This window comes from Anabaena sp. FACHB-1237, assembly GCF_014696225.1.
Taxonomy (GTDB): domain Bacteria; phylum Cyanobacteriota; class Cyanobacteriia; order Cyanobacteriales; family Nostocaceae; genus FACHB-1237.
Genome location: NZ_JACJPV010000007.1, coordinates 96,419 through 118,272, shown reverse-complemented (window position 1 = coordinate 118,272; position 21,854 = coordinate 96,419). Strand labels below are relative to the sequence as shown.

Annotated in this window: 18 protein-coding genes and 1 tRNA gene; 16 read left to right on the top strand and 3 right to left on the bottom strand. The window is 36.8% G+C overall.

Annotated features, from left to right (window positions below):
* The first annotated feature begins 354 nt into the window (after nt 1–354).
* The 10 genes from H6F32_RS05645 to H6F32_RS05600 all read left to right on the top strand — a co-directional run bounded on the left by H6F32_RS05645 (nt 355) and on the right by H6F32_RS05600 (nt 10,613).
* Nucleotides 355–1,317, top strand: a complete 963-nt coding sequence (locus H6F32_RS05645; RefSeq protein ID WP_242031060.1) for a hypothetical protein — start codon at nt 355–357, stop codon at nt 1,315–1,317.
* A gap of 49 nt (nt 1,318–1,366) precedes the next feature.
* Nucleotides 1,367–2,497, top strand: coding sequence for a hypothetical protein (locus H6F32_RS05640; protein ID WP_190368357.1), 1,131 nt, complete (start codon nt 1,367–1,369; stop codon nt 2,495–2,497).
* 440 nt (nt 2,498–2,937) lie between these two features.
* Nucleotides 2,938–3,105, top strand: a complete 168-nt coding sequence (locus tag H6F32_RS05635; protein ID WP_313926445.1) for a zinc ribbon domain-containing protein — start codon at nt 2,938–2,940, stop codon at nt 3,103–3,105.
* A gap of 447 nt (nt 3,106–3,552) precedes the next feature.
* Nucleotides 3,553–4,749, top strand: a complete 1,197-nt coding sequence (locus tag H6F32_RS05630) for a DUF1565 domain-containing protein (protein WP_190368356.1) — start codon at nt 3,553–3,555, stop codon at nt 4,747–4,749.
* 130 nt (nt 4,750–4,879) lie between these two features.
* Nucleotides 4,880–5,515, top strand: a complete 636-nt coding sequence (locus H6F32_RS05625; RefSeq protein WP_190368355.1) for a COP23 domain-containing protein — start codon at nt 4,880–4,882, stop codon at nt 5,513–5,515.
* Between the two features lie 112 nt (nt 5,516–5,627).
* Entirely contained in the window at nt 5,628–6,296 is a 669-nt protein-coding gene (locus H6F32_RS05620) for a COP23 domain-containing protein (protein ID WP_190368354.1), read from the top strand.
* 290 nt (nt 6,297–6,586) lie between these two features.
* Complete coding sequence (locus H6F32_RS05615) at nt 6,587–7,420, top strand: serine protease (RefSeq protein ID WP_190368353.1); 834 nt, start codon at nt 6,587–6,589, stop codon at nt 7,418–7,420.
* Between the two features lie 29 nt (nt 7,421–7,449).
* Nucleotides 7,450–9,255, top strand: a complete 1,806-nt coding sequence (locus H6F32_RS05610; protein ID WP_190368352.1) for a tetratricopeptide repeat-containing serine protease family protein — start codon at nt 7,450–7,452, stop codon at nt 9,253–9,255.
* A 30-nt stretch (nt 9,256–9,285) separates the two neighbouring features.
* Nucleotides 9,286–10,029: a biotin/lipoate A/B protein ligase family protein gene (locus H6F32_RS05605; protein ID WP_190368351.1), complete on the top strand. Its 744-nt coding sequence runs from the start codon at nt 9,286–9,288 to the stop codon at nt 10,027–10,029.
* 290 nt (nt 10,030–10,319) lie between these two features.
* Nucleotides 10,320–10,613, top strand: a complete 294-nt coding sequence (locus H6F32_RS05600; RefSeq protein WP_190368350.1) for a YggT family protein — start codon at nt 10,320–10,322, stop codon at nt 10,611–10,613.
* A 61-nt stretch (nt 10,614–10,674) separates the two neighbouring features.
* Here H6F32_RS05600 and accC read toward each other — a convergent pair whose 3' ends face one another.
* Nucleotides 10,675–12,018: an acetyl-CoA carboxylase biotin carboxylase subunit gene (gene accC, locus H6F32_RS05595; protein WP_190368349.1), complete on the bottom strand. Its 1,344-nt coding sequence runs from the start codon at nt 12,016–12,018 to the stop codon at nt 10,675–10,677.
* A gap of 195 nt (nt 12,019–12,213) precedes the next feature.
* Here accC and H6F32_RS05590 point away from each other — a divergent pair.
* Together H6F32_RS05590 and H6F32_RS05585 are read left to right on the top strand one after the other, a co-directional pair.
* Nucleotides 12,214–12,294 (top strand) — tRNA-Leu (locus H6F32_RS05590).
* A 200-nt stretch (nt 12,295–12,494) separates the two neighbouring features.
* Entirely contained in the window at nt 12,495–13,112 is a 618-nt protein-coding gene (locus H6F32_RS05585; RefSeq protein WP_190368348.1) for a chorismate lyase, read from the top strand.
* A 684-nt stretch (nt 13,113–13,796) separates the two neighbouring features.
* Here H6F32_RS05585 and H6F32_RS05580 read toward each other — a convergent pair.
* Nucleotides 13,797–14,573 carry an ABC transporter permease gene (locus H6F32_RS05580; protein ID WP_190368347.1) on the bottom strand — a complete coding sequence of 259 codons (777 nt, stop codon included), beginning with the start codon at nt 14,571–14,573 and terminating at the stop codon, nt 13,797–13,799.
* A 134-nt stretch (nt 14,574–14,707) separates the two neighbouring features.
* Between H6F32_RS05580 and H6F32_RS05575 the strand changes: the two genes are divergently transcribed.
* On the top strand, nt 14,708–15,853 hold the full coding sequence (locus H6F32_RS05575) for a DegT/DnrJ/EryC1/StrS aminotransferase family protein (protein WP_190368346.1): 1,146 nt from the start codon (nt 14,708–14,710) through the stop codon (nt 15,851–15,853).
* Nucleotides 15,854–15,948: 95 nt separating this feature from the next.
* On the opposite strand, the gene H6F32_RS05570 is transcribed toward H6F32_RS05575, so the two are convergent.
* A complete protein-coding gene (locus H6F32_RS05570; protein WP_190368345.1) occupies nt 15,949–16,692 on the bottom strand; it encodes a DUF561 domain-containing protein in 744 nt (247 codons plus the stop codon).
* A 761-nt stretch (nt 16,693–17,453) separates the two neighbouring features.
* On the opposite strand from H6F32_RS05570, the gene H6F32_RS05565 reads away from it, so the two are divergent.
* The 3 genes from H6F32_RS05565 (at nt 17,454) to H6F32_RS05555 (ending at nt 21,752) form a co-directional block, all read left to right on the top strand.
* On the top strand, nt 17,454–19,304 hold the full coding sequence (locus tag H6F32_RS05565; protein WP_190368344.1) for a ShlB/FhaC/HecB family hemolysin secretion/activation protein: 1,851 nt from the start codon (nt 17,454–17,456) through the stop codon (nt 19,302–19,304).
* 140 nt (nt 19,305–19,444) lie between these two features.
* Nucleotides 19,445–20,296, top strand: coding sequence for a CemA family protein (locus H6F32_RS05560; RefSeq protein ID WP_190368343.1), 852 nt, complete (start codon nt 19,445–19,447; stop codon nt 20,294–20,296).
* A 145-nt stretch (nt 20,297–20,441) separates the two neighbouring features.
* Entirely contained in the window at nt 20,442–21,752 is a 1,311-nt protein-coding gene (locus tag H6F32_RS05555; protein WP_190368342.1) for a hypothetical protein, read from the top strand.
* Nucleotides 21,753–21,854 lie beyond the last annotated feature (102 nt).

Sequence of the window (21,854 nt, the reverse complement as noted above, 5' to 3'; positions counted from 1 at the left end):
TTTTACTCCTGTAGCCGCGATTTCTGATCACCGATTTTAGTATTAATTTAGACTTTACAAACAACCTCCAACAATAGAAACCGAATACTGCGGCTTGTAGTTAGCCCAGTAAGGCGCGAACCTTACCAAACTAGAAATATTTAATTATATTTTTAGTAACTATATCTTTCAAATGTCCGGTCTTAAAGTATCTGCATCATACCTTGATAATATCTTCTGAGGAGTGATATTTTGAACAGCAAAACGCATTATAATTATAATAAAAATAATAGTATTATACCACCAAGTAATTTGACCTATGGCATCTGCTGGAGGTTGCTGCTGACACTGCCGTGCTTATTACTTGCTACAGCCATGTCAATTAATTCTGCATTCGCCGCAGATGACATAACAACTGAAAACCAGAACAACAACAGTGAATTAAGCATAGATAAAACTGCAAAAGCCACTTATGCAACCGATAGCAAACAGGTACTCCCGTCCACAGAATTAGAAAAACTAGAAAAAACAGTAGCACCTGTTCCTGAGCAAAAACAACCACAGCTAACTGCACAAACTGGAGACGGTAATCCTGCTGATCTTAACAAAATTCGCCAAGAGTTACTAATTGAACCCTTAATTAAGATCAAACCAGTGTCACCTAAGCAAACCTATCCACCCGGGCTCAGTTTTGCTGCACCCAGTGGCTTTGGGGCTAACATGGGTGACGCATTTTTAGGAACATCAGCAGCTTTTTTCGGTGCCAGAGATACCGGACTGGATGGGAGTATTAGTGCCGGTTTTGGTTTAGGAGACTCCCAGAAACTAATTGGTCTGGAATTTGGCTTCAACAATGGTAGTATCAAAAACTTTGGTGCTAATGGTACTTTTGATATCAAAGCTCACCGCATTGTCTATGCTAAGGGAACCAATCAAATTGGTGTAGCCGCTGGCTGGAAAACCTTTGCCCAGTACGGTAACGAAGGTATTAGACCTTCCAGTCTCTATGGAGTTGTTACGACCTACTCCCTGTTAAAGCCTAATGACCCCGTGAACAAAATGCCTATCTCCTTTTCAGCCGGGGCTGGAGGAGGGGACTTCCGCCAAGGTAATGCCAGCACAGGTGTATTTGCTGGAGTCGGTGTGCAAGTTCATCCCCAAGTTGGTGTAGGTCTAGGTTGGAGTGGAGTTGGTTTGAACATTGGGGCTTCCATTGTTCCCATACCTACTCTACCCTTGACAATTACAGCCACAGGATCAGACCTCACAGACAACAGCGCGGGCGGCACAGTGTTGTCCCTGAGTGTAGGTTATGGTTTCAATTTCTTACCTAAATAAACATTTCATTTAGAGATTTAGTTAGAGATTCAGAATTTAAAGGATCATCATGTTGAAAATCAAAAATCTCATTTTTGCCCTCAGTATCACTCCCCTCATGTCCCTTGCTTGGCAATTACCAAGTCTAGCCCAAAGTACACCAAGTGTAGGTACAGCCGGTACTGACAGTGGTGCTCCAACCAGTGGTACAACAACTACCATTTTTTCCGCACCCCCGGCAGCAATAACACCAACAACCACCACAACCACCACAACAACCACAGGAGGGGAAACAACACCAGCCGTCACAACAGCAGCAGCAACAACAACAGGAATTTCTGTAATCATTCCTATAATACCTGGTGTTTCAGCCGCTGTTACATCTGGTGTTTCCACCACAGGTAGTACGTCAGCGGCTACTACAGCTACTGGTGATACAAATCCAACAGTTGCAGTTACAGCAGCGTCCGTAGAAACAACGTCATCTAGCGTCATTGTGACAGAAGGTGGAACGGGAAACACTATTGTGATCTCCGTTGCCCCAGGAATTCAAGTTAGTGTGAATCAGATAGCTGCTGCTATTGCCCAGAATATTAACAATATAATTGCAGGTGGTACAACAGGTGGTACGACAGGTGGTACAACAGGTGGTACAACAGGTGGTGCTACAGACGGTACAACAGGTGGTGCTACAGGTGGTGCTACAGGTGATACAACAGGTGGTACAACAGGTGGTGCTACAGGTGATACAACAGGTGGTACAACAGGCGGTACAACAGGCGGTACGACTGCTGCTGATGTTGGTACGCTATTGACAGGTGGTGCTGGGGCACAACAGGCTGCGGTTGCCTTAACAAGCAGCTTCACTGCTGCTGGTATTTCACCGCAACTAGCAACAGCACTAGTCTCATCCCTGAGTGGTTTGTTTGGTTCTACCAGTGCTTCCTTACCAAATCAGCCTGTAGCCATAGCAACATCAGGACAGCTAGTAGCAAGCACCAAAGCATTTAAACCAGTTTCTACCCTTGCTCAAGGTGGTGCTGGGCTAAGTGTCAATATCAACAAGCTGAATGATGCTATTGTTGCTTACAACGCCGTTATCCTAAAAAGCGAACCGCAAGCTGTGAAGAATCTCTCTAATAACACTGGCTTCCGGGGTATTGGTAGTATCCTCAAACAATTGAGAACTGCGATTAAATAACTTACTGCCCTCAAGTGTTGGAGCTAGTCCTAAGTTGACAATTTTATAGACAAAGCTATACATTTGTTGACAAAAATCAGTTAATTAACATTAGCCTAAATCCCTAAAAAGCAGATTCTGATTAATCTTACCCCGTTATTTATCACTAGCAACCTGGGTTATTAACCCAAGTTGCCAGCTAGGGTTAATTAACGGTAACTGAAAGGATAGAACATTTGAATGTATCTATAATGTTAGCAAATAGTAAGTTAGCTGAAGCTATTGCGGATATGGGATTTGATCAATTCAGAAGGTAAGCTAATGTGCAGCACTCACTGTATAATTAAAAAACCTGAAGTTACAGTAGCACAAGCATCTTGCTTGTATTAATTATTCAAGTTAAAGGCACAACAGCTTAGTTAGAATATAAAACACAACTATATGGCAGTAAGTTAGTAGTTGTGGATCGATTTTATCCTAGTAGTAAAACTTGCTCTGATTGTGGAGAGAAAAAATCTCAATTACCACTATCACAAAGAGTATTTAAATGTGGTAAATGCGGTTTTGAGTGCGGCAGAGATTTAAACGCGGCAACAAATTTAAAAAAAAAGAAGTGGTCAGTGAGCTAGTCGAACTGCGGTTAAATTAACCGTGTTAGCCTCTGGACTAAATATTGCCCACACTTCTAGGATAAAGTAGGAAGAAAAGGCGAACTTTTGTTAGCATTAATTAGCTTTTTTATATCGGATAATTAGGTCTAAATCAGTTCGACAAGTGCTTACTTTGAGTCACTATAAATTCAATAAATTTATTAAACACAAATTAAACACAAAGTTAAAGAACGAAACGCAACATAGACGAGGGTTTGTTGGGCAAATTTGCTATTATAAACGCAAGTGCAGAAATCTCAAGACTTAGATTAGATAACCATTAATTATTAGGTTTAAATAAAAAAATCTAGTCAGATAGATTCAAATATATAAGTAAGATATATATTAAGTTTAGTAAAATTCCTAGTATTTACATCTACTTTTGTAGTATATTGAACACATATTCCTCAAATCAAGGAGTAATTCATGAGTAATAAATCTCATCAACGAACCTGTTTTTTAGTGACAACCTTAGCTGTATCTGGTTTATTGGGTGTAACATTTCCCCTAACAGCACAAGTTCCAGTTGCACAAGTTCCAGTTGCACCAGTGATTTATGTTGACCCTGTTAGTGGTACAAATTCTGATCAAGCTGGAACATCAGCAAAACCCTATAAAACCATTACTTCTGCCTTGAGTCAAGCCAAACCCGGTACTGTCATTCAGTTGGCTCCTGGTAATTATAGCAACGAATCATTCCCGATATTACTCAAACCCGGCGTAACATTACGGGGTGATAAGTCCAACAGAGGTGAAAGAGTAGTTATTTCCGGTGGTGGTGATTATATCAGTAGCGTTTTTGCTAAACAGAATATTACTATCCTAGCAAATCAGGATACCACGATCGAAGGTGTAACCGTCACCAACACCAATGAAAGAGGTACAGGTATATGGGTAGAATCTACAAACCCCATCATTAGAAATAGTAGCTTTATCAGTAATGCTAGAGAAGGAGTTTTTGTTACAGGTGCTGGGATTCCTCGTATTGAAAATAACCAATTTCTGAAAAATTCTGCTAATGGTATTTCTATAACGAAAACAAGCCAGGGGGAAATTAGTAATAATTTATTTCAAAATAATGGCTTTGGTTTAGCCATTGGCCATACTTCCACACCCACCCTCAAGGAAAACCAAATCATCCAAAACAAATATGGTATAATAATCTCCGAATCCGCTAAACCTGTACTGCGTAAAAATACAATTCAGAATAACAAACGGGATGGAGTTGTTCTCATTCATGAAGCTTTACCTGACTTGGGCAATAGTAATAACCCAGGTGAAAATGTCATTGCTAATAATGGCCGTTACAACTTACAGAATGCGACGAAGAATAACACAATGTTTGATGGCATAAACACGGAAACAGCGGATCCTTCAGCGATCGCTAGTTTACCATCTGATGCTGATAACATAAAGCTACTAAGACAATGGGAACTAGAACCTGTAGCGTGTAACTCTAATCCAAAACCAGTGACCATCATCATGAGTGGTAAAAATTACTGTATTACTCCCCATCCTGATTTAACAGCTGACATCTACCGATATAATCCGGCTACTCGCAGTCTCAAAGCCGTGCAAGTTTCTCCTAGAACCACTGGAATACAAGGAAGAGGAGGTTTATAGTACAAATTGGTATGTAGGTTTAAATCATAAAAATCTAGTCAGATAGAGTCAAATATTATGGCTAGTTCAAAAAAGTTAAAGTTTTAGTCTTACACCCATTGTTTTTGACATTTATTAGGTATGAGGTCTTATGAAAAATCAATTGAAAACAGCGATTGTAATTGCTACTTTAGCCTTATCCAGCACCTTTACTTTGGGATCTGTGGTTCAGGCAGATCCAGTAATAACAGATAATAGTAGTGCTGCGTCAGAAGTAGATCCGTCCGAGGAATATTATACAGGAACTCAATTCACCTGTGTACCTGATGAAAATGGTAACGTAGCCACCGTAGGTCAGCGACCCGGAGGACAACCTATTCCCGTAATCATCTGGACTTCAGACAGTTCCAAATATTTTGGTCAGAACATTAGTCCTAACAGCCGTTGCCAAATCGTGACAGAAAGATTTAATCAGGCTGTAACTGATAGTGGTGGTAGCCTCAAAGATGTTGTGTTGACCAGCGGTAAAGTAGGATCTAAAACTGTCATTTGCGTACTTTCTGTAGAAGATACTGGTTGTGATGGTGGTAATACTCTATTCACTTTAAACCCGAAAAATGCCCAGAGACCATACCAAGTTCTTGCCCAAATAGCTCAAATCAGTCGTGAAGGTTCTAGCGCTGGGGTAATTCGGGAAACCGGGAGTCGTTTCCAGGTCAAATTGAGTTCTTTACTAGTAAAAGGTAAACGTGCTGCTAGAATTCAACCTGCTACTCGTGGTTTATAATGACTAAGAGGATGTTTGGAAAGTATTACCCATGCTAGATTAATTCAGCAGTTAGAATACAAAGCTAAACTTATGGCAATTAATTAAATTACAAATTGCACAGGAGCGTGTTATGAAATATCAACTGAAAACAGCCATTGTACTTGCTACCTTAGCCTTATCTAGCATTGTTGGTTTGGGTTCTACAGTTCGGGCTCTGCCACCCGTAGATAATACGGTGGATACTAGTACTAATAATTCAAATGTAGATCCCTCTGAGGAAGTCTATACAGGAACTAAATTTAGCTGTGTATCCCAGGGTAATGGTAATGTAGCTACCATAGGTCAGCGACCCGGTGGAGATCCAATTCCCGTAATTATCTGGACTTCCGATAGCTCTAAGTATTTCGGTGATAAATATACTGCCCAAAATCGTTGCCAAGCTGTGACACCTAAGTTCAATCAGGCTGTAACTAAAAGTGGTGGTAGTCTGAAAGATGTTGTGTTGATGACTGGTCGAGTCAACAAGAGTGCTGTCATTTGTGTAGCTGCTGCCAATGACACAGGTTGTAATAAAGACAATACTCTGTTTACATTGAAACCAGAAAACGCTAGGAAGGCTGACGAGATTTTAGCCCAAATCATGCGGATTAGTCGTGAAGGTTCTAGTGGCGGCGTAGTCCGTGAAACAGAAGGTCGTATGCAGATCAAGTTGCAAGATGTGCTCAAAAGCAACCGTGTTCTCTCTACCCAGCAACCTGCAAGCAAAACTAATAGGCGGGATGACTCACGTGGTTTGTAATTATTAACTCTTATTAACTCAAATTGCAACTGAATAGAGCAGTTTCCGTTATTATGAGGTACAGATGTTAATGATAAAACCCTTGTAACACAGGCATCTTGCTGTGTTCATAGTCTACCTCATGTAGATAGAATGTGCTGTATGAGTTAATCCGGGAAAAAGATCATTGGTTAATTAGTTTAATTAGTAATTAAGGAAGAAATGAAGTTTTGATTTCTTCCCTAATTGCTAATATATAAGTCGTTATAATTTGTAGGCATGATTTAATCCCTATTTTTTCCCTAGAAATCATGTTTTATCCTATAGCTCGCAGATTGTTTTTAATATTTATTACAACTTTTTCTGTGATTCAGTTGTATGGCCATTCTCACCCAGTAGTTTTGGGTGCTACGTCTTCTACAAATTTTGATATTACCGCAGCCGCAATTGCCAATCAAGTAACTGTCAGAATTTTCACTAAATTTGGTTCTGGCTCAGGGGTAGTTATTAAACATGAAGGGCAAACTTATACAGTATTAACAAATAATCACGTAGTTGCTGATAGTCCTGAAGATGGTTATGAAATTTTGACTGCTGATGGTAACATTTACCCAGCAGAGCAAGTTAATAGCGTTAATGCGAAAAACTTGGACTTAGCCCTGGTGAAATTTACTAGTCCAGAGGATTATCAAGTGGTAGCATTGCCAAAGTCAAAAGTTATTTCTGAGGGTGAAACAGTATATGCCTCTGGCTTTCCGGCTTGGCATTTTGTCTTTAATGGCCAGAATATCACTAAAATGGAAGAAACTCGCCATTGGGGAGTTAAAGCGTTTCAACTCAAAAGTGGAACTATTAAAATGCATCTTGCCAAAACTCTACCTGGTGGTTATCAACTAGGTAGCACTAATGATGTTTTTCAAGGCATGAGTGGAGGTCCTGCCTTAAATCAGCAGGGGGAACTAATTGGTATCAATGGTCTATTAAAATATCCTTTTCAAGGTATTGATGCTTTTACCTTTACTGATGGTACTACACCAAAAAAAGAAGATTATTTGCAAATGGAATCTCTCAGCTGGGCTATTCCTATTGACAGTGTTCTTGATTTTCTCAAAGAACAAGAAATGGTCAACCAAGATAAAACTTAGCTACCAGTAGTTACAAGAAAACTCAGAGTATGAATTTATATTTTACCAGGGTACATTATACCGTGTTAACTACGGCAGTAATCGCAAATATTGTAATTTCTTTACCAATATCTGCTGCTGATACTGTTAGTACCCAAAAGATTGCTCAAATTGCTAAAAATACCTCTGTTCAAATTAATGCAGAGGGTGATCTTACCCCTGGAGGTTCAGGTGTAATTATTGCTAAACAAGGTAATGTTTATACTGTTCTCACTGCTAATCATGTGGTATGTGATGACTTAGGACGGGCAGGAAAAGTTACTTGTGCAACAGATACTACTTATTCTATACGCACAAACACGGGCAAAGATTACCCTGTTAAAGATGTTAAGGTATTACAGAAAACTAAAAATGATGCAGATTTAGCTTTAGCTACTTTTGTGGCTACAGAAGATTATCCCATTGCTACTTTAGGAAACTCTGACCAAATGGTAGAGGGTGCTGATGTTTTTGTGGGCGGTTTTCCAGCAGTGTTTGGTAAAGTTGGATCTGCTAGAGACTTTGCCTTCACCACCGGTCTGGTTGTTTCTCGCGCTAGTAATGCTATTAATGGCTATGGTTTGATTTATGATGCCAGAACTATAACTGGTAATAGTGGCGGTCCGGTGTTTGATATTGCTGGGAGGGTTGTGGCAATTCACGGGTTAGCTGATACTTCAGCTAAGAATAAAACAGAAACCGGAGCAGTGGTGACACAGAAAACGGGATTTAATGCGGGGATTCCTATTAATACTTTTTTAGCTACAAATGAGCCAATTATTAATAACATCCCAATTAATAAAGATAGTACTCCTACGGATAAACCGGCTAATAATTTAAACAATCCTCAATCCGCCAGAGACTTTTATGCTAGGGGTGTTACTGAACTAGATCAATATAATTATCGGCAAGCGGCAGAAGATTTCACCCAAGCAATTAAACTTGATCCTAAATATATAGAAGCATACTTCAAAAGGGGATATTCATACACCTGGGTAAGCAAACATCAAGAAGCCCTTACGGATTTTAACCAAGTTATTGTTCTTGATCCTAATTACTTAGATGCCTACCTCAACCGGGGTTGGAGTCAGATATTCTTACAAAATGATCAAGCAGCCCTTGAGGATTTTAATCGGGCAATTCGTCTTAATCCCAATTATGCTGCTGCTTATGCCCATCAAGGTATGGCTTACATTAAGCTAGGAAAGTATCAAGCGGCCTTGGAATCTTCTAAGCAAGCTATTCGTCTTGATCCTCGCAATAGCTATGGATACACTATCCAGGCTGATGTATTTAATAATTTAAAAGACTATCCAGCAGCCATAAGAGTGTCAACTCTAGGTATTATTATTGATCCTGATGATTTTAATGCTTATATTAATCGTGCTATAGCTTATACTTTAACCGGTAACTATCAAAACGCACTTTCAGATTACCAAAAAGCCTCAGAAATATTTGCAAGACGTTATATTAAAAAATCTTCTTCTGAAGCACAACCACAGCCAAAACCTACTTCTAGTTCTCTACCACAACCACAGCCAAAACCTACTTCTAGTTCTCTACCACAACCACAGCCAAAACCTACTTCTAGTTCTCTACCACAACCACAGCCAAAACCTACTTCTAGTTCTTCCAGTGACCCAAATATAGAGCTAATTAAAAGTTGGGAATTAACTGATGTCTCCTGTACTTCTGGAGAGAATGTAGTATCAATTGTGATTGATGCTAAAAAATATTGTGTCCTTCCCCATCCCAGTTTAACTTTGAAAGGTTATCAGTATAATCGGCGTACGGGTAAGTTAGAACCTTTAATTTAAGTTCCCAGCAGATAACTTTGTATTCAGACTATGTATAATCAGAACGTTTGGCGACTAATACCTTTATTGCCTGCTTGTGGTAATATTCAGATGGCTATTGATAAATGGTTGTTAAAACAGCACGAGTGTGCAAACCATCCTCCCACTCTGCGCTTTTATACTTGGTCACCATCGGCTATTTCTTTGGGTTATCATCAAAAACAATATCCTCAGTTTTGGCATGATCTCATCTGGCAAGGTGATAAACTCGATGTGGTACGTCGTCCTAGTGGTGGTAGGGCAGTTTTACATCAAGGTGATTTATGCTATGCTGTGATAGCTTCTAGTATGGGAAAAAGTCGGATGCAAGCCTATACTCGCATCTGTCAATTTTTGATTACTGGTTGGCGATCGCTCGGTTTTGATTTAAACTATGGTCAAGCTGGACGCGGTTATATTCACAACCCTAATTGTTTTGGTACTGCCACTGGTGCAGATTTAATTTTACCAGATGGCCGCAAGTTTATAGGTAGTGCTCAACTGCGACGAGGCGAAGCAATATTACAACATGGTTCAATTCCGATCGCGCAAGATGCAAATTTATATAACATGGTTTTTGGATTTGATTCGTTTATACACAAACAAAATACAACAAACTTGTTTCAAAATTTGTCTCAGCAAAATATTATAGATACATTAATTACTGCTGCTTGTGAGTGTTTTCATATCAAGATGGAAGTTAAACCACTGACAGAAGATGAATGGACGGAAATTTCTGTTTTGTGTTCAATATAGCTATAAATGCGATTTTACCTCACTCAAAAAGCGTTCGGGAGTGTTACCGTGTTTCCACCCCAAACGCTTTTTGATTTATACTCAACATTACTCCTCACACACTTCAATAATATAACATGAATATTTTTTGATGGCAAGTGTTTTATCAAACTTTTTCCAAACTTTTAGCAAGTGGGTAGAAGTTGGGTATTAACAGTCAGATAATAAACTTGCAAGATGTGGAATTATTGTAACTTGATCCAGATGGTAAAATAATCAGGAATTAGTAATTACAAATGATGACTTAAACTATGACTCTTATTGATGTGACTACTTGGATTCTCGGACCTTTTTTGGGAATCATGACATTTCTATTTATTTTCCGTATTATTTTAACGTGGTATCCCCAAATCGAATTAAATCGGTTTCCTTTTAATCTCATAGCTTGGCCAACAGAACCTTTTTTAGCAGTGTTGAGAAAATTAGTCAAGCCTATTGGCGGAGTAGATATCACTCCTATTATTTGGGTAGGTGTTTTTAGCCTAATTAGAGAGTTTTTATTAGGACAACAAGGTATATTAACCATGTTATCCCGTTTAAGCTAGTTTTTGATTAGTGATTGGTGATTGACGAAAATATAATTCTCTGTCACCTGTCACCTATACGCTAACCTTTCATATCTTGAATGAAACTGGTACAGATATTACCCTGTAAAAACTGGGGGTGTTCCATAATCTTCTGATGGAAAGCTATTGTAGTAGGGAGTCCAGTAATAGCACATTCCCTTAAAGCGCGTTTCATGCGATTAATAGCCGTACTGCGGTCTTGTCCCCAGACAATTAACTTACCTATGAGTGAATCATAATAAGGCGGAATTTGATAATCAGTATATACATGGGAATCTATTCTTACTCCAGGTCCTCCTGGTGGAAGATAACCACTAATTCGCCCCGGTGCTGGTCTAAAATCATGATCAGGATCTTCAGCATTAATACGGCATTCAATAGCGTGTCCCTTGAGAATTACCTGATCCTGTCTGAGTCTCAGCTTTTCTCCTTGAGCGATACGAATTTGTTCTACAAGTAAATCTATACCAGTAATCATTTCCGTTACCGGATGTTCTACTTGGATACGGGTATTCATTTCCATAAAGTAGAATTTACCATGTTTATCTAGTAAAAATTCGATAGTTCCCGCACCAGTATAATTGATAAACTGGGCAGCTTTAACCGCAGCTTCTCCCATTTTTTGTCGCAGTTCTGAGTCTAAGGCCGGACTGGGAGCTTCTTCTAAGAGTTTTTGGTTACGACGTTGAATAGAACAGTCTCTTTCTCCTAAATGAATCACATTTCCGTAGCTGTCGGCCAATATTTGAAATTCGATGTGACGCGGACGTTCAATAAACTTTTCTATATATACTCCCGCGTTACCAAACGCTGCACCAGCTTCCCCTTGAGCAGCATGAAACAACTTGACAAATTCATGTTCAGAGCGGACTAAACGCATTCCTCGGCCACCACCACCAGCAGTAGCTTTGATCATTACAGGATAACCGATTTTTTTAGCGATCGCTAAACCATCTTCTTCAGTTTCCACCAAACCATCACTACCAGGAACAGTGGGAACTCCTGCTTTTTGCATAGTTTCCTTAGCAGTGGACTTATCACCCATCAATCTTATAGAATCAGGGCTAGGTCCAATAAAGACAATTTTATGATCCGCACAAATTTCTGCAAACTTAGCATTTTCTGATAAAAAACCATAACCAGGATGAATAGCTGTAGCATTGCGAGTTAAAGCAGCAGCAATAATATTAGGAATGTTTAAATAGCTTTTACTACTAGCAGGTTCACCAATACATACAGCTTCATCAGCTAATTGAACATGAAGAGCATTACGATCTACTGTAGAGTGAATAGCCACAGTAGCAATACCCATTTCTTCACAAGCTCGGAGAACGCGAAGGGCTATTTCTCCCCTATTGGCAATTAATATTTTCTCAAACTTCATTTTTTCTAGCTTTGATATTACTAACCCTAGACTGACATTTTCTCTCAATCCTCATCATCTTAACCTGTTGTATATTACCTGTTTCCTGTATTTTCTGCTTTGTCCTCAAATTTCTTAAAAAATTATCAAAAAAATTTTCCCAACATTGTACCCAATCAACTTTTTTTATGTTATGATGTCTTCTTATAGAAACCTGCGGATGTGGCGGAATTGGTATACGCGCACGCTTGAGGTGCGTGTGGCTTTGCCTTGCGAGTTCGAGTCTCGCCATCCGCATATTTAAATATTTTGATGCGAATATGATCACATATTCACTCAAAGCAGGTTTATCCACTGTGTCACCATCTAACCTCGTGTTAGGTGGTTTTTTTTACAGGAGTCAGAACATTATTTTACCAATGACCAATCTACCCATTTTTAATTTTTAATTCTATGATAAAAACAGATGAAGTTTTGTAAAGGAAATTGACTAAAAATTGACTACTACTACTGATCAGCCCAAACATAACATAATACTACCTTGTGATTGGCATTGTCTGGATACCTTATGGCAAGGTGGAGAGGATGTGGTTAAGAGCGGTTTACCTCATCAACAGTTAGCACCTACTTGGCAGTTACTCCTATTGGGTGATGGTTCTCCCACTAGGCACGTACAACTACTCACTGGAGAAACAACAGAGGTTGACGTAATTGATATGTCACCCATTGGTATGAGTTTAGATCATGCCCCGGATATCATTAAAATGTTGCCAGGTCCACGTATACGTCGTCAAGTCTGGGTGCGAACTGCTTCAGGACAAAGGTTATATTATGCCGCTTCCTGGTGGGAAGCTAGTCATGTAGATGAGTATTTGCAAAATAAATCTTTGCCAATTTGGGCAAGTTTAGCTCGATTAAGAACTGAGTTATATAGGGATGTCCAGGGTATTTATTATGGTTATTCGGATGCCTTGGAGTCTGGTTTTAATCAAAAAGGACCTTTTTGGGGTCGTCATTATTTATTTTGGCATCATGGACAACCATTAACTTTAATATATGAGGTCTTTTCACCTTTTCTCACTAAATATCTCGGTCCTATGAAACTTGAAACATGATTATCGTCTATTATGTCTGATATAGTATGTGTTTTATCCTTAATTAATTTGCTAACAAAATTAGCTTTTACTATAATCAACGCTGAAAAAATAAAGACTCAAAGCGTCTAATAATAACCATCATGAAATAATATACCAGCTTGATATTAAATTAATATCCTATAAATATTTGCTTGATATGTAAAATTTAATACAGAAAATCGTGGGCGATCGCTCAATGATTTTTTAGTATATTTAGAAGCTATAGTTATCATAGGATTTTTCAATGATTTTTTCTCAAAAAAGTTGCAACTGGTATTTATTGAGAAAATAAGGCGTTTATTCTCAATAATCTTGAGAATGATGTCAATAAATCAACGAAATTATCAGGGTTTCAGCCCCTTGACAAAAGTGTTCAAAAAGTGATACATTTGCTGTAGTATTCTCTGGAAGAATTTATGTCTAAAAATCATGTTTTTGTACATAAGTAGATAAAATGTAAGTTTAAAGAACCTCAACTTTGTCACGAAACTTATAAGTTTATCTTTGATGAAAATAATCACAATGGAAAATTAAAGAATTTATATTTTCACAAACACAACACTTCACTTGCATTATCCATAAGAACTTGGTATAATAATAGTTGATGACTTTGCCAGTGCATAACCACCAAAACCCCTGTAGATAATTTTCACTCCTATGTCTTTATTTCACTAATTGCATAGCCTGATTAAAAAATTGTATACATATACCTTTAGTTAGTAAAACTGTACTCAACAAATTGCTAAAACCTACCATCAAAACAATTAAAGTTTCATAAGATAAAGCTTCTAATGGATTAATACCCGCCAATAATTGTCCACTGGCAAAGGTTGGTATAGTGATCATTCCGACCAACATCATTTGATTAATCCCTGGTAAAATAGCTGCACGTATAGCTTCTTGACGATAACTTTTAACTGCTTGTTCAGGAGTTGCACCTAAACTTAAATGAGTTTCTATTTCATTAGTAGATTTATTAATATTACTAACGAGTCTTTCTCCTGCTATAATAGCCGTATTCATAGCATTACCTAATAATATCCCCCCTAAAGGTATGATATAACGTGGTTCATACCATCTTTGTGGTTGAATAATTAAAAAATTTGTGTACAGCAAAGTCATCCCTGTACTGATAAAAATTACTACCCAAACCAAAGGTAGAAGATAGGGAATTTTCTGACTAATACGATTACGGGTAATAATGGCAGAAATCGTAAGAATGATAGTCAAAATTGCTAAAACTGCCCAAACATTATTAATGGCGAAAATAAACTCCAAAATGTAACCCAAAACTATTAGTTGGAGGATACTTCTGCCAGTAGCGATCGCTAACCCCAATTCTAAACCTAATTGTTCCCATAAAGATATCCCCATAGCTATAAGCATTAAGCCTACAACTAAAGCTAAATCTACCATATCTAGTTTAATTAACTCTGGCATACATTAGGGAACAGGGAACAGTGTAAAATTACAGAGATTTGTATTTTTCAGATTAGTGCTAACCATCAATGATCAATTGTCAATTATCAATTGCCCATTGTCAATTAATTATCCTCTCATTTCCATAAAACCTCATGATTAAAAATCTCAATCCTGTTCCCGCTTTTGATATTAAACAACAATATGCTAATATTGAAGCAGAAATTAGTACAGCAGTTTTAGAAGTTCTTGCATCTGGGCGTTATATTGGTGGACCAGCAGTAACAGATTTTGAAAGACAATTTGCAGATTATCATGGTGTCCCTGAATGTGTAGCCTGTAATTCTGGTACTGATGCGTTATACTTAGCCTTACGAGCATTAAATATTGGTGCAGGAGATGAGGTAATTACTACACCCTTTAGTTTTTTTGCAACCACAGAAGTCATTACAGCCGTAGGTGCTAAACCTGTATTTGTAGATATTGATGCTACTACTTTTAATTTAGATGTAGAAAAAGTTACAGCAGCTATCAATCACCAAACTAAAGTAATTATACCAGTACATCTATTTGGATTACCAGTAGATATGACAGCTTTGATGGAAATTGCCCAAGCTAATAATTTAGCAGTAATTGAAGACTGCGCTCAAGCCACTGGGGCAACTTGGGCAGGGCAAAAAGTTGGTAGTATTGGTCATGTAGGTTGTTTTAGTTTTTACCCCACAAAAAATCTTGGTGGTTGTGGTGATGGGGGTGCTATAACTACTAATGATCCAGCGATCGCTACTCAATTACGCATTTTAAGGGAACATGGCAGTAAAACCCGATATATTCATGAAGAAATTGGTGTTAATAGTCGTTTAGATGCTATTCAAGCCACTATCCTACAAATTAAACTGCGTTATCTTGACCTATGGAATAGCAAACGTCAACAAATCGCTAATTATTATTACCAACATCTTAGTCAAATTGCTAACATTATTGTTCCTCAAGAACTACCCAGTGGAGTAGGAGTGTGGAATCAGTACACTATCCGCATCACTGGCGAAAACCGTAACGGAGCAGGTGATAAATATAGAGACTGGGTAAAAAACCAATTACAGGAACAAGGAGTTAATACTATGTTGTATTATCCATTACCACTACATTTACAACCAGTGTATAGATACTTACATTATAAACCTGGACAATTACCCATAGCAGAAAAAGCCTGTCAAGAAGTTTTATCATTACCGATGTTCCCAGAACTGACACAGGAACAACAGGATCAGGTAATTGAGACATTGAAAAGCATTTTTTAGGAGTCAGGAGTCGGTAGGGGTTTAGCACTGCTAAACCTCTACAGGTAGTCAGGAGTTGGGAGAATTATATTTTACCGAATCCCAATCACCAATCTTTAAGCAAAAGTACGAGTCTTAACAGTTGCTAAAGATTCTACCAAAGCACGGACAGCAGCAATCATTGCTATTTCGCTATTAAGTTGATTAATAGCCGAACCTACACCCACACCGGATGCACCAGCAGCGATCGCTAAAGGAGCAGTAACATTAGAAATTCCCGAAGCGCATAAAACAGGCACAGATACAGCGCGGGAAATCTCATAAGCAGCAGCTAAAGTAGGAGTTGCTTTTTCCACTAATCCCAAAGTACCACCATGACTAGGTTGACTGCTAGTACCGCCTTCAGTTTGAATAATATCCGCACCAGCTTTTACTAACTCTTCCGCCAATTGTACTTGTTTATCCAAAGTGAGGATATGGGGAACAGTCACAGACAGGGTAATTTCGGGCAGCAAGGTGCGAGTTTCGTGAGTTAATGCCAAAACTTCCTCCGCCTCAAATTTACGACCTTGAGCATAGAAAGAATCGAAATTACCGATTTCAATTAAATCAGCGCCCGCAGCTACCGCAGAAACAAATTTCTGTGGTTCAACGGCAGAAACACACACAGGTAAACGAGTTAAACTTTTAGCCACCTGAATTAAATCTACATCAGCAGCGATATCTACAAAAGTTGCACCACCTAAGTCAGCAGCTTTAACGATAGCAGCTACATGAGCAGCATCAAAATTATTTAAACCGCTAATTACTTTTAATGCAGGTTGAGTAAACAAATGTTGTAGAGTCAGATTCATAGCCATAATTTTTTGTGTTGTTGCTTATTTTTGATTGCTACAGTCTTAGAACAGTAATTCTACTTCCTAGATCAGAAATTTTCAAATAAGAAATGTTACATATTCCTTAACCTAGCTAGTCACAAAATATGATTAAATATACCATATATTTATATATTTATATCCCACATTCCGCACCCTGGGGTGTCACATGGTATTATAACTTAATTTTCTCTTGATTTTTGGATATAAATTATGCCTTTCTGGCATCCTACATCCGTTAATTTTTTAATAATTAGTATAAAATACAACCTCATGTTATCATAAAAAACGGTAAAAACCGATTGTGACAGTTGAGGGTGCGGAAGATAGGTTATATATTTATAAATTAACTAACCTCAGTACTTAAACAAAAATATACAATACTAAAGTATTTATACTGTAACTAAATTGTAGATTGTGTCATAAAATCCTTAAAGGTGACTGTAGATCAGTTGGTTATTAAGGTACATTTTATTACATAATAAATACAATTCTGCACCCTGCTAATGTGCCATTTGGGTAAGTCCTGTGAGTATAAGTTGTTAATTCTTTATTGATTTTTACGGGTCAATTGTCTGTTAAACCTACCACTAGTGGTCTGTCAATTTTCTATTTGTGGAGGAGGTTTATAGTTTCTAGGCTCTCTATTTTCCGTCAAACTTACAATTTTTAGCCTAACAGACCAGTAGTAACATACTGGTGCCAATTCCTAACATATATCAAAGATTTCTACGATAATATATGATATGACATTATATTATATTATATATAAATTTCCTGAAGGTGGATGTATTGTCGTGGCAAAAAAATCTGTCAATAATCATAGTTTTAACTCGAAGCAAAAGTTAACGGTATTTAACTCGTTATTTTTTGGCATAAATTCTCTAGTTATTTTTACAAATTCATTATTACCCGTTAAAGGGGACATAGTCAGGGAAAATATTGCACAAAATCCTACCAATAATGTACCTCAAGATCCATCCGCATTACCTAATACCCAACCTTTACCAGAAGTTCAACCTTTGCCATCTTTAGAAGAATTATTGCCAAAAACTCCCGAAAATTCTAATATTCCCCAACCATCTTTAGAGAAAATTCCAGGAACTATTACAGTTTCGCAATTTCAAATTATTGGTAGTACGGTTTTTAGTGGACAAAAATTAATGGAAGTATTAGAACCTTACACTAAAAAACCGATTTCTTTCGCTGAATTGTTAAAAGCACAAGAGGCAATCACTCAACTATATATTAAAGAAGGTTATATTACTTCTGGAGCATTTATTCCTCCTCAAGAATTAAAAGATGGAATTGTAAAAATTGAAGTTATAGAGGGTGAAATAGAAGCAATTAATATTACAGGATTACAGAGATTAAAAGAAAGTTATCTTCGCAACAGATTAGGATTAGCAACCACAACTCCCTTAAATCAAAATCGCTTATTAAGGTCTTTACAAATGCTGCAATTAGATCCTTTAATTGCGAATTTATCAGCAGAATTATCGGCGGGATCTCGTCCGGGAGTTAGTATTTTAGAGGTGAAAGTTAGAGAAGCAAAAACCTTTTATGCTATCTTGGGAGTTGATAATCAGCGATCGCCTAGTGTGGGAACTATTAGACGACAAGCCCAATTAAGTCATAATAATTTTTTAGGATTTGGCGATCGCTTTCATATAGGTTATGTCAACACTGATGGTAGTAACTCCTTAGATGATCTCAGTTATGTAATTCCTGTTAATCTCTACAATGGAACTATTAGTTTAAACTATAGTTCAACCAACAGTAATATTATTGAAAACCCATTTAATACTTTAGATATTCAATCAGAATCTCGTAACTATCAATTTACCTATCGTCAACCAATTAAACGAACACCAAATCAAGAAATTAATTTAGGTATTACTGCTTCTCGACAAGAATCTAAAACATCACTTTTAAACATTCCATATCCCCTATCTATTGGTGCAAATGATCAAGGAGAAACCAAAATTTCTGCCCTCAGACTTTTTCAAGAATATACCAATAGGAATAATGAACAAGTATTTGCCCTAAGATCACAATTCAGCTTAGGACTTAATCTTTTTGACCCCACAATTAATACAAATAATACAAAAGCCCCTGATGGTAGGTTTATTAGTTGGCGCGGACAAGCTCAATATTTACGTCTCTTAACACCAGATACCACATTACTATTCAGGGGAGATTTGCAACTAGCAGATCGTCCACTTTTACCCCTAGAACAAATCAGTATTGGAGGACAACAAACTGTGAGAGGATATCGTCAAGATAATTTATTAGCTGATAATGGATTCTTTGCTTCTGCTGAAGTGAGAACTCCCATATTAAAAATTCCTCAATGGCAAACCACCGTACAATTAGTCCCATTTTTTGACTTTGGTACACTTTGGAATCATGCAGATTCTGAAGTGACAATTTCTAAAAAAACCCTCTCATCCGTTGGCTTAGGCTTACGTTTTTCAGTAGGTAATAAACTTAATGCTAGACTTGATTGGGGTATTCCCTTAGTCACAATCCCCAGATCAGGAGATACATTGCAAGAAAATGGCATCTATTTTACACTTGAATATAATCCTTTTTAATAGTAGTATTTAGCTATCAGCTATTAACTATTAGCCATAAACAGTAAAATCTATGGTATATATGACTGTTGCTGTGAATGATATTTTTATTCAAGACAAAATAGCAAAAACACTAGTTAATTTCTACCTATTAGATAACCATGAAAAAACCATTTTCTTCAGTCCATAATCAGGGTTATTCCCAACCCTTTAAATTTATCAAAACAGGTATATTCCCTAGATCAATTGGTAGAACTCTTAAACAAATTGCTAATGACTTTTCAGCGGAAGCAGATATAGAATTTCTCAATAAATATCGCATTTCTCGCCAAAGAACAATCATAGCCACTAGATTTTTTATTATGCTAGTTCTTGTACCTTTATTAACCCAAAAACTATCTAAACAAGTACTATTTATTCCCATTATTGAAAAAGTTAATCATGAACATATCACACAAATTTTTCTCAATTCAGACATGGAAGAAAAAGCCTTACATGAGTTGAAAATATTCACATCAGAACTGAAATTTCAGCAATTATTACATCCACAAGAACATCTGACTCCAGATAAAAAACAGGAGAAAATTAAAGAAAAAGCCCAAGAAATAGCCGCTAAATTTCGAGAAGAAAGTATTAATGCCATTAGTAATATTTTCGCGGATCTCTTATCTTTAATTACCTTTACCTTAGTCATTATCTTGAACAAAAAAGATATTATTTATGTCCAATATGTACTAGATAAAATTGTTTATGGATTAAGTGATAGTGCTAAAGCATTTCTCATTATATTATTAACAGATATATTTGTCGGTTTTCACTCTCCACATGGATGGGAAGTAATACTAGAAGGAATAGCAGAACACTTAGGAATTACAGCAAATACTAACTATATATTTCTATTTATTGCCACATTTCCCGTAATCTTAGATACTATTTTTAAATATTGGATTTTCCGTTATCTTAGTCGTTTATCTCCCTCAGCACTTGCTACCTTAAAAGAAATGGATGATTAATAATAGCAACCTACTAGATCCTCCACTTTTTTAAGAAGTGGAGGATCTCAGAAAAATTTTTCTTATTGTTCCGGTTGAATTGCTCATTTTGCTGTAAAATCAAAAATATATCTACTTTCATCCTTACCTTTTCCCATCATCACTTATGAATATTTTTCTTAATCCCAAATTTCAAATAACATTAGGTATCACTACATTATTGTTTATTAATATTGGTAGTTATCATGCTTATCAAAATTATCAAACTGCACAAAATACCAGAGTCAAAAACCCTGAAAACATCCAAGAAAATATAGAAAATATATTTAGCACAGTTCCCACAAATTTAACTGAAAATAGCATCAATAAACCTGTAATTACAGCAGTAGCAACTACATCTCAACCAAAAGATAAACAAGATAAAAACAATCAAAAAACAACCTTATATTCAGTAATTAATGAATGGCAAGAATATAAATATAGTGTTAATAGTAATCAAGTTTTAACTCCTGGAAAATTACCCAATAATCCAATTAACTTTAATCAGCAAGATTTATTAACCGTACTGACAAATACCAGAAAATACTTTGCAGAACATAGTCAAGAAGATCCTGATGTACAACGTATAGGAATATTAATTACCCAAGGAATAACAGTTAAAGATATTTTGAAAACATTAGATTTTATGATTGTTGTTTTGCAAGAAGATATAGGTAATAATCGTGTTACCAGATTACAAGATCCCCAATTTATTAACAATAATTTTCGGGTGATCAAATGGTCAGCGCATAACCCAGAAAATCCCCAACAACAAAAACTCAGAATTACCAAATATGCAGCATTTATTCATCCTGGTTCACGGACAAAAACAGCAAAATTCAATACGCCAATTTATGCGTTAAAAGATGAATTAAAACAAGAGAAATTCTATACTAAATACACTAAACAAGATGTATTATCGGGCATTTATGAACCAGGAGGTAAAGAATTTGGGAAAGTTAAACCCATTGCTTATTTAACTAGAAACGGTTTAGAAGCGGCATTAATGCAGGGAACAGTATTAGTTAAATTCACAGATGGAACTCAGGAATTTTTAAATGTAGATAAAAATAATGGAATGTCTTATATCAAAGGTTTAAAACCCACAGATCAAAAACGATATTGGTACTTTAAAGAAGTGGATTCCATTAAAGGTTATGGACATAAAATAGATGCTAAAATATCTATTAAACCAGGAGTCACATTTGCAGGAGATGTGTTAAATATTGGCTTAGGAAGAATTATCGTCATAGAAGATAATCAAGGGAAAAATAAACAGTTAAAAATGGGAGTCATAGCAGATACAGGAGGTGCGTTTTTACCTAATCTCTATCAACTAGATTTTTTAGCAGGTACATTTGCTAGTACAAGAGAATTTAATCGTTATATTCAGAAATTACCAGAATATACCAATGCCTATATTTTAGTGAAAAACTAGGGAATAATAAATAATATCCCCCACTTCTTAGAGAAGTCGGGGATCTGAAATCATTTCACAAAATTACCATTATTTCCCGTAATGTTATTTATAGACTATGTT

Bases quoted from the DNA above. Each gene is read 5' to 3' on its own strand.
- accC (WP_190368349.1), bottom strand. From the start codon at position 12,018: ATGAAGTTTGAGAAAATATTAATTGCCAATAGGGGAGAAATAGCCCTT.
- H6F32_RS05615 (WP_190368353.1), top strand. From the start codon at position 6,587: ATGTTTTATCCTATAGCTCGCAGATTGTTTTTAATATTTATTACAACT.
- H6F32_RS05640 (WP_190368357.1), top strand. From the start codon at position 1,367: ATGTTGAAAATCAAAAATCTCATTTTTGCCCTCAGTATCACTCCCCTC.
- H6F32_RS05555 (WP_190368342.1), top strand. From the start codon at position 20,442: ATGAATATTTTTCTTAATCCCAAATTTCAAATAACATTAGGTATCACT.
- H6F32_RS05630 (WP_190368356.1), top strand. From the start codon at position 3,553: ATGAGTAATAAATCTCATCAACGAACCTGTTTTTTAGTGACAACCTTA.
- H6F32_RS05570 (WP_190368345.1), bottom strand. From the start codon at position 16,692: ATGGCTATGAATCTGACTCTACAACATTTGTTTACTCAACCTGCATTA.
- H6F32_RS05625 (WP_190368355.1), top strand. From the start codon at position 4,880: ATGAAAAATCAATTGAAAACAGCGATTGTAATTGCTACTTTAGCCTTA.
- H6F32_RS05645 (WP_242031060.1), top strand. From the start codon at position 355: ATGTCAATTAATTCTGCATTCGCCGCAGATGACATAACAACTGAAAAC.
- H6F32_RS05605 (WP_190368351.1), top strand. From the start codon at position 9,286: ATGTATAATCAGAACGTTTGGCGACTAATACCTTTATTGCCTGCTTGT.
- H6F32_RS05610 (WP_190368352.1), top strand. From the start codon at position 7,450: ATGAATTTATATTTTACCAGGGTACATTATACCGTGTTAACTACGGCA.
- H6F32_RS05565 (WP_190368344.1), top strand. From the start codon at position 17,454: ATGACATTATATTATATTATATATAAATTTCCTGAAGGTGGATGTATT.
- H6F32_RS05580 (WP_190368347.1), bottom strand. From the start codon at position 14,573: ATGCCAGAGTTAATTAAACTAGATATGGTAGATTTAGCTTTAGTTGTA.
- H6F32_RS05600 (WP_190368350.1), top strand. From the start codon at position 10,320: ATGACTCTTATTGATGTGACTACTTGGATTCTCGGACCTTTTTTGGGA.
- H6F32_RS05560 (WP_190368343.1), top strand. From the start codon at position 19,445: ATGAAAAAACCATTTTCTTCAGTCCATAATCAGGGTTATTCCCAACCC.
- H6F32_RS05620 (WP_190368354.1), top strand. From the start codon at position 5,628: ATGAAATATCAACTGAAAACAGCCATTGTACTTGCTACCTTAGCCTTA.
- H6F32_RS05575 (WP_190368346.1), top strand. From the start codon at position 14,708: ATGATTAAAAATCTCAATCCTGTTCCCGCTTTTGATATTAAACAACAA.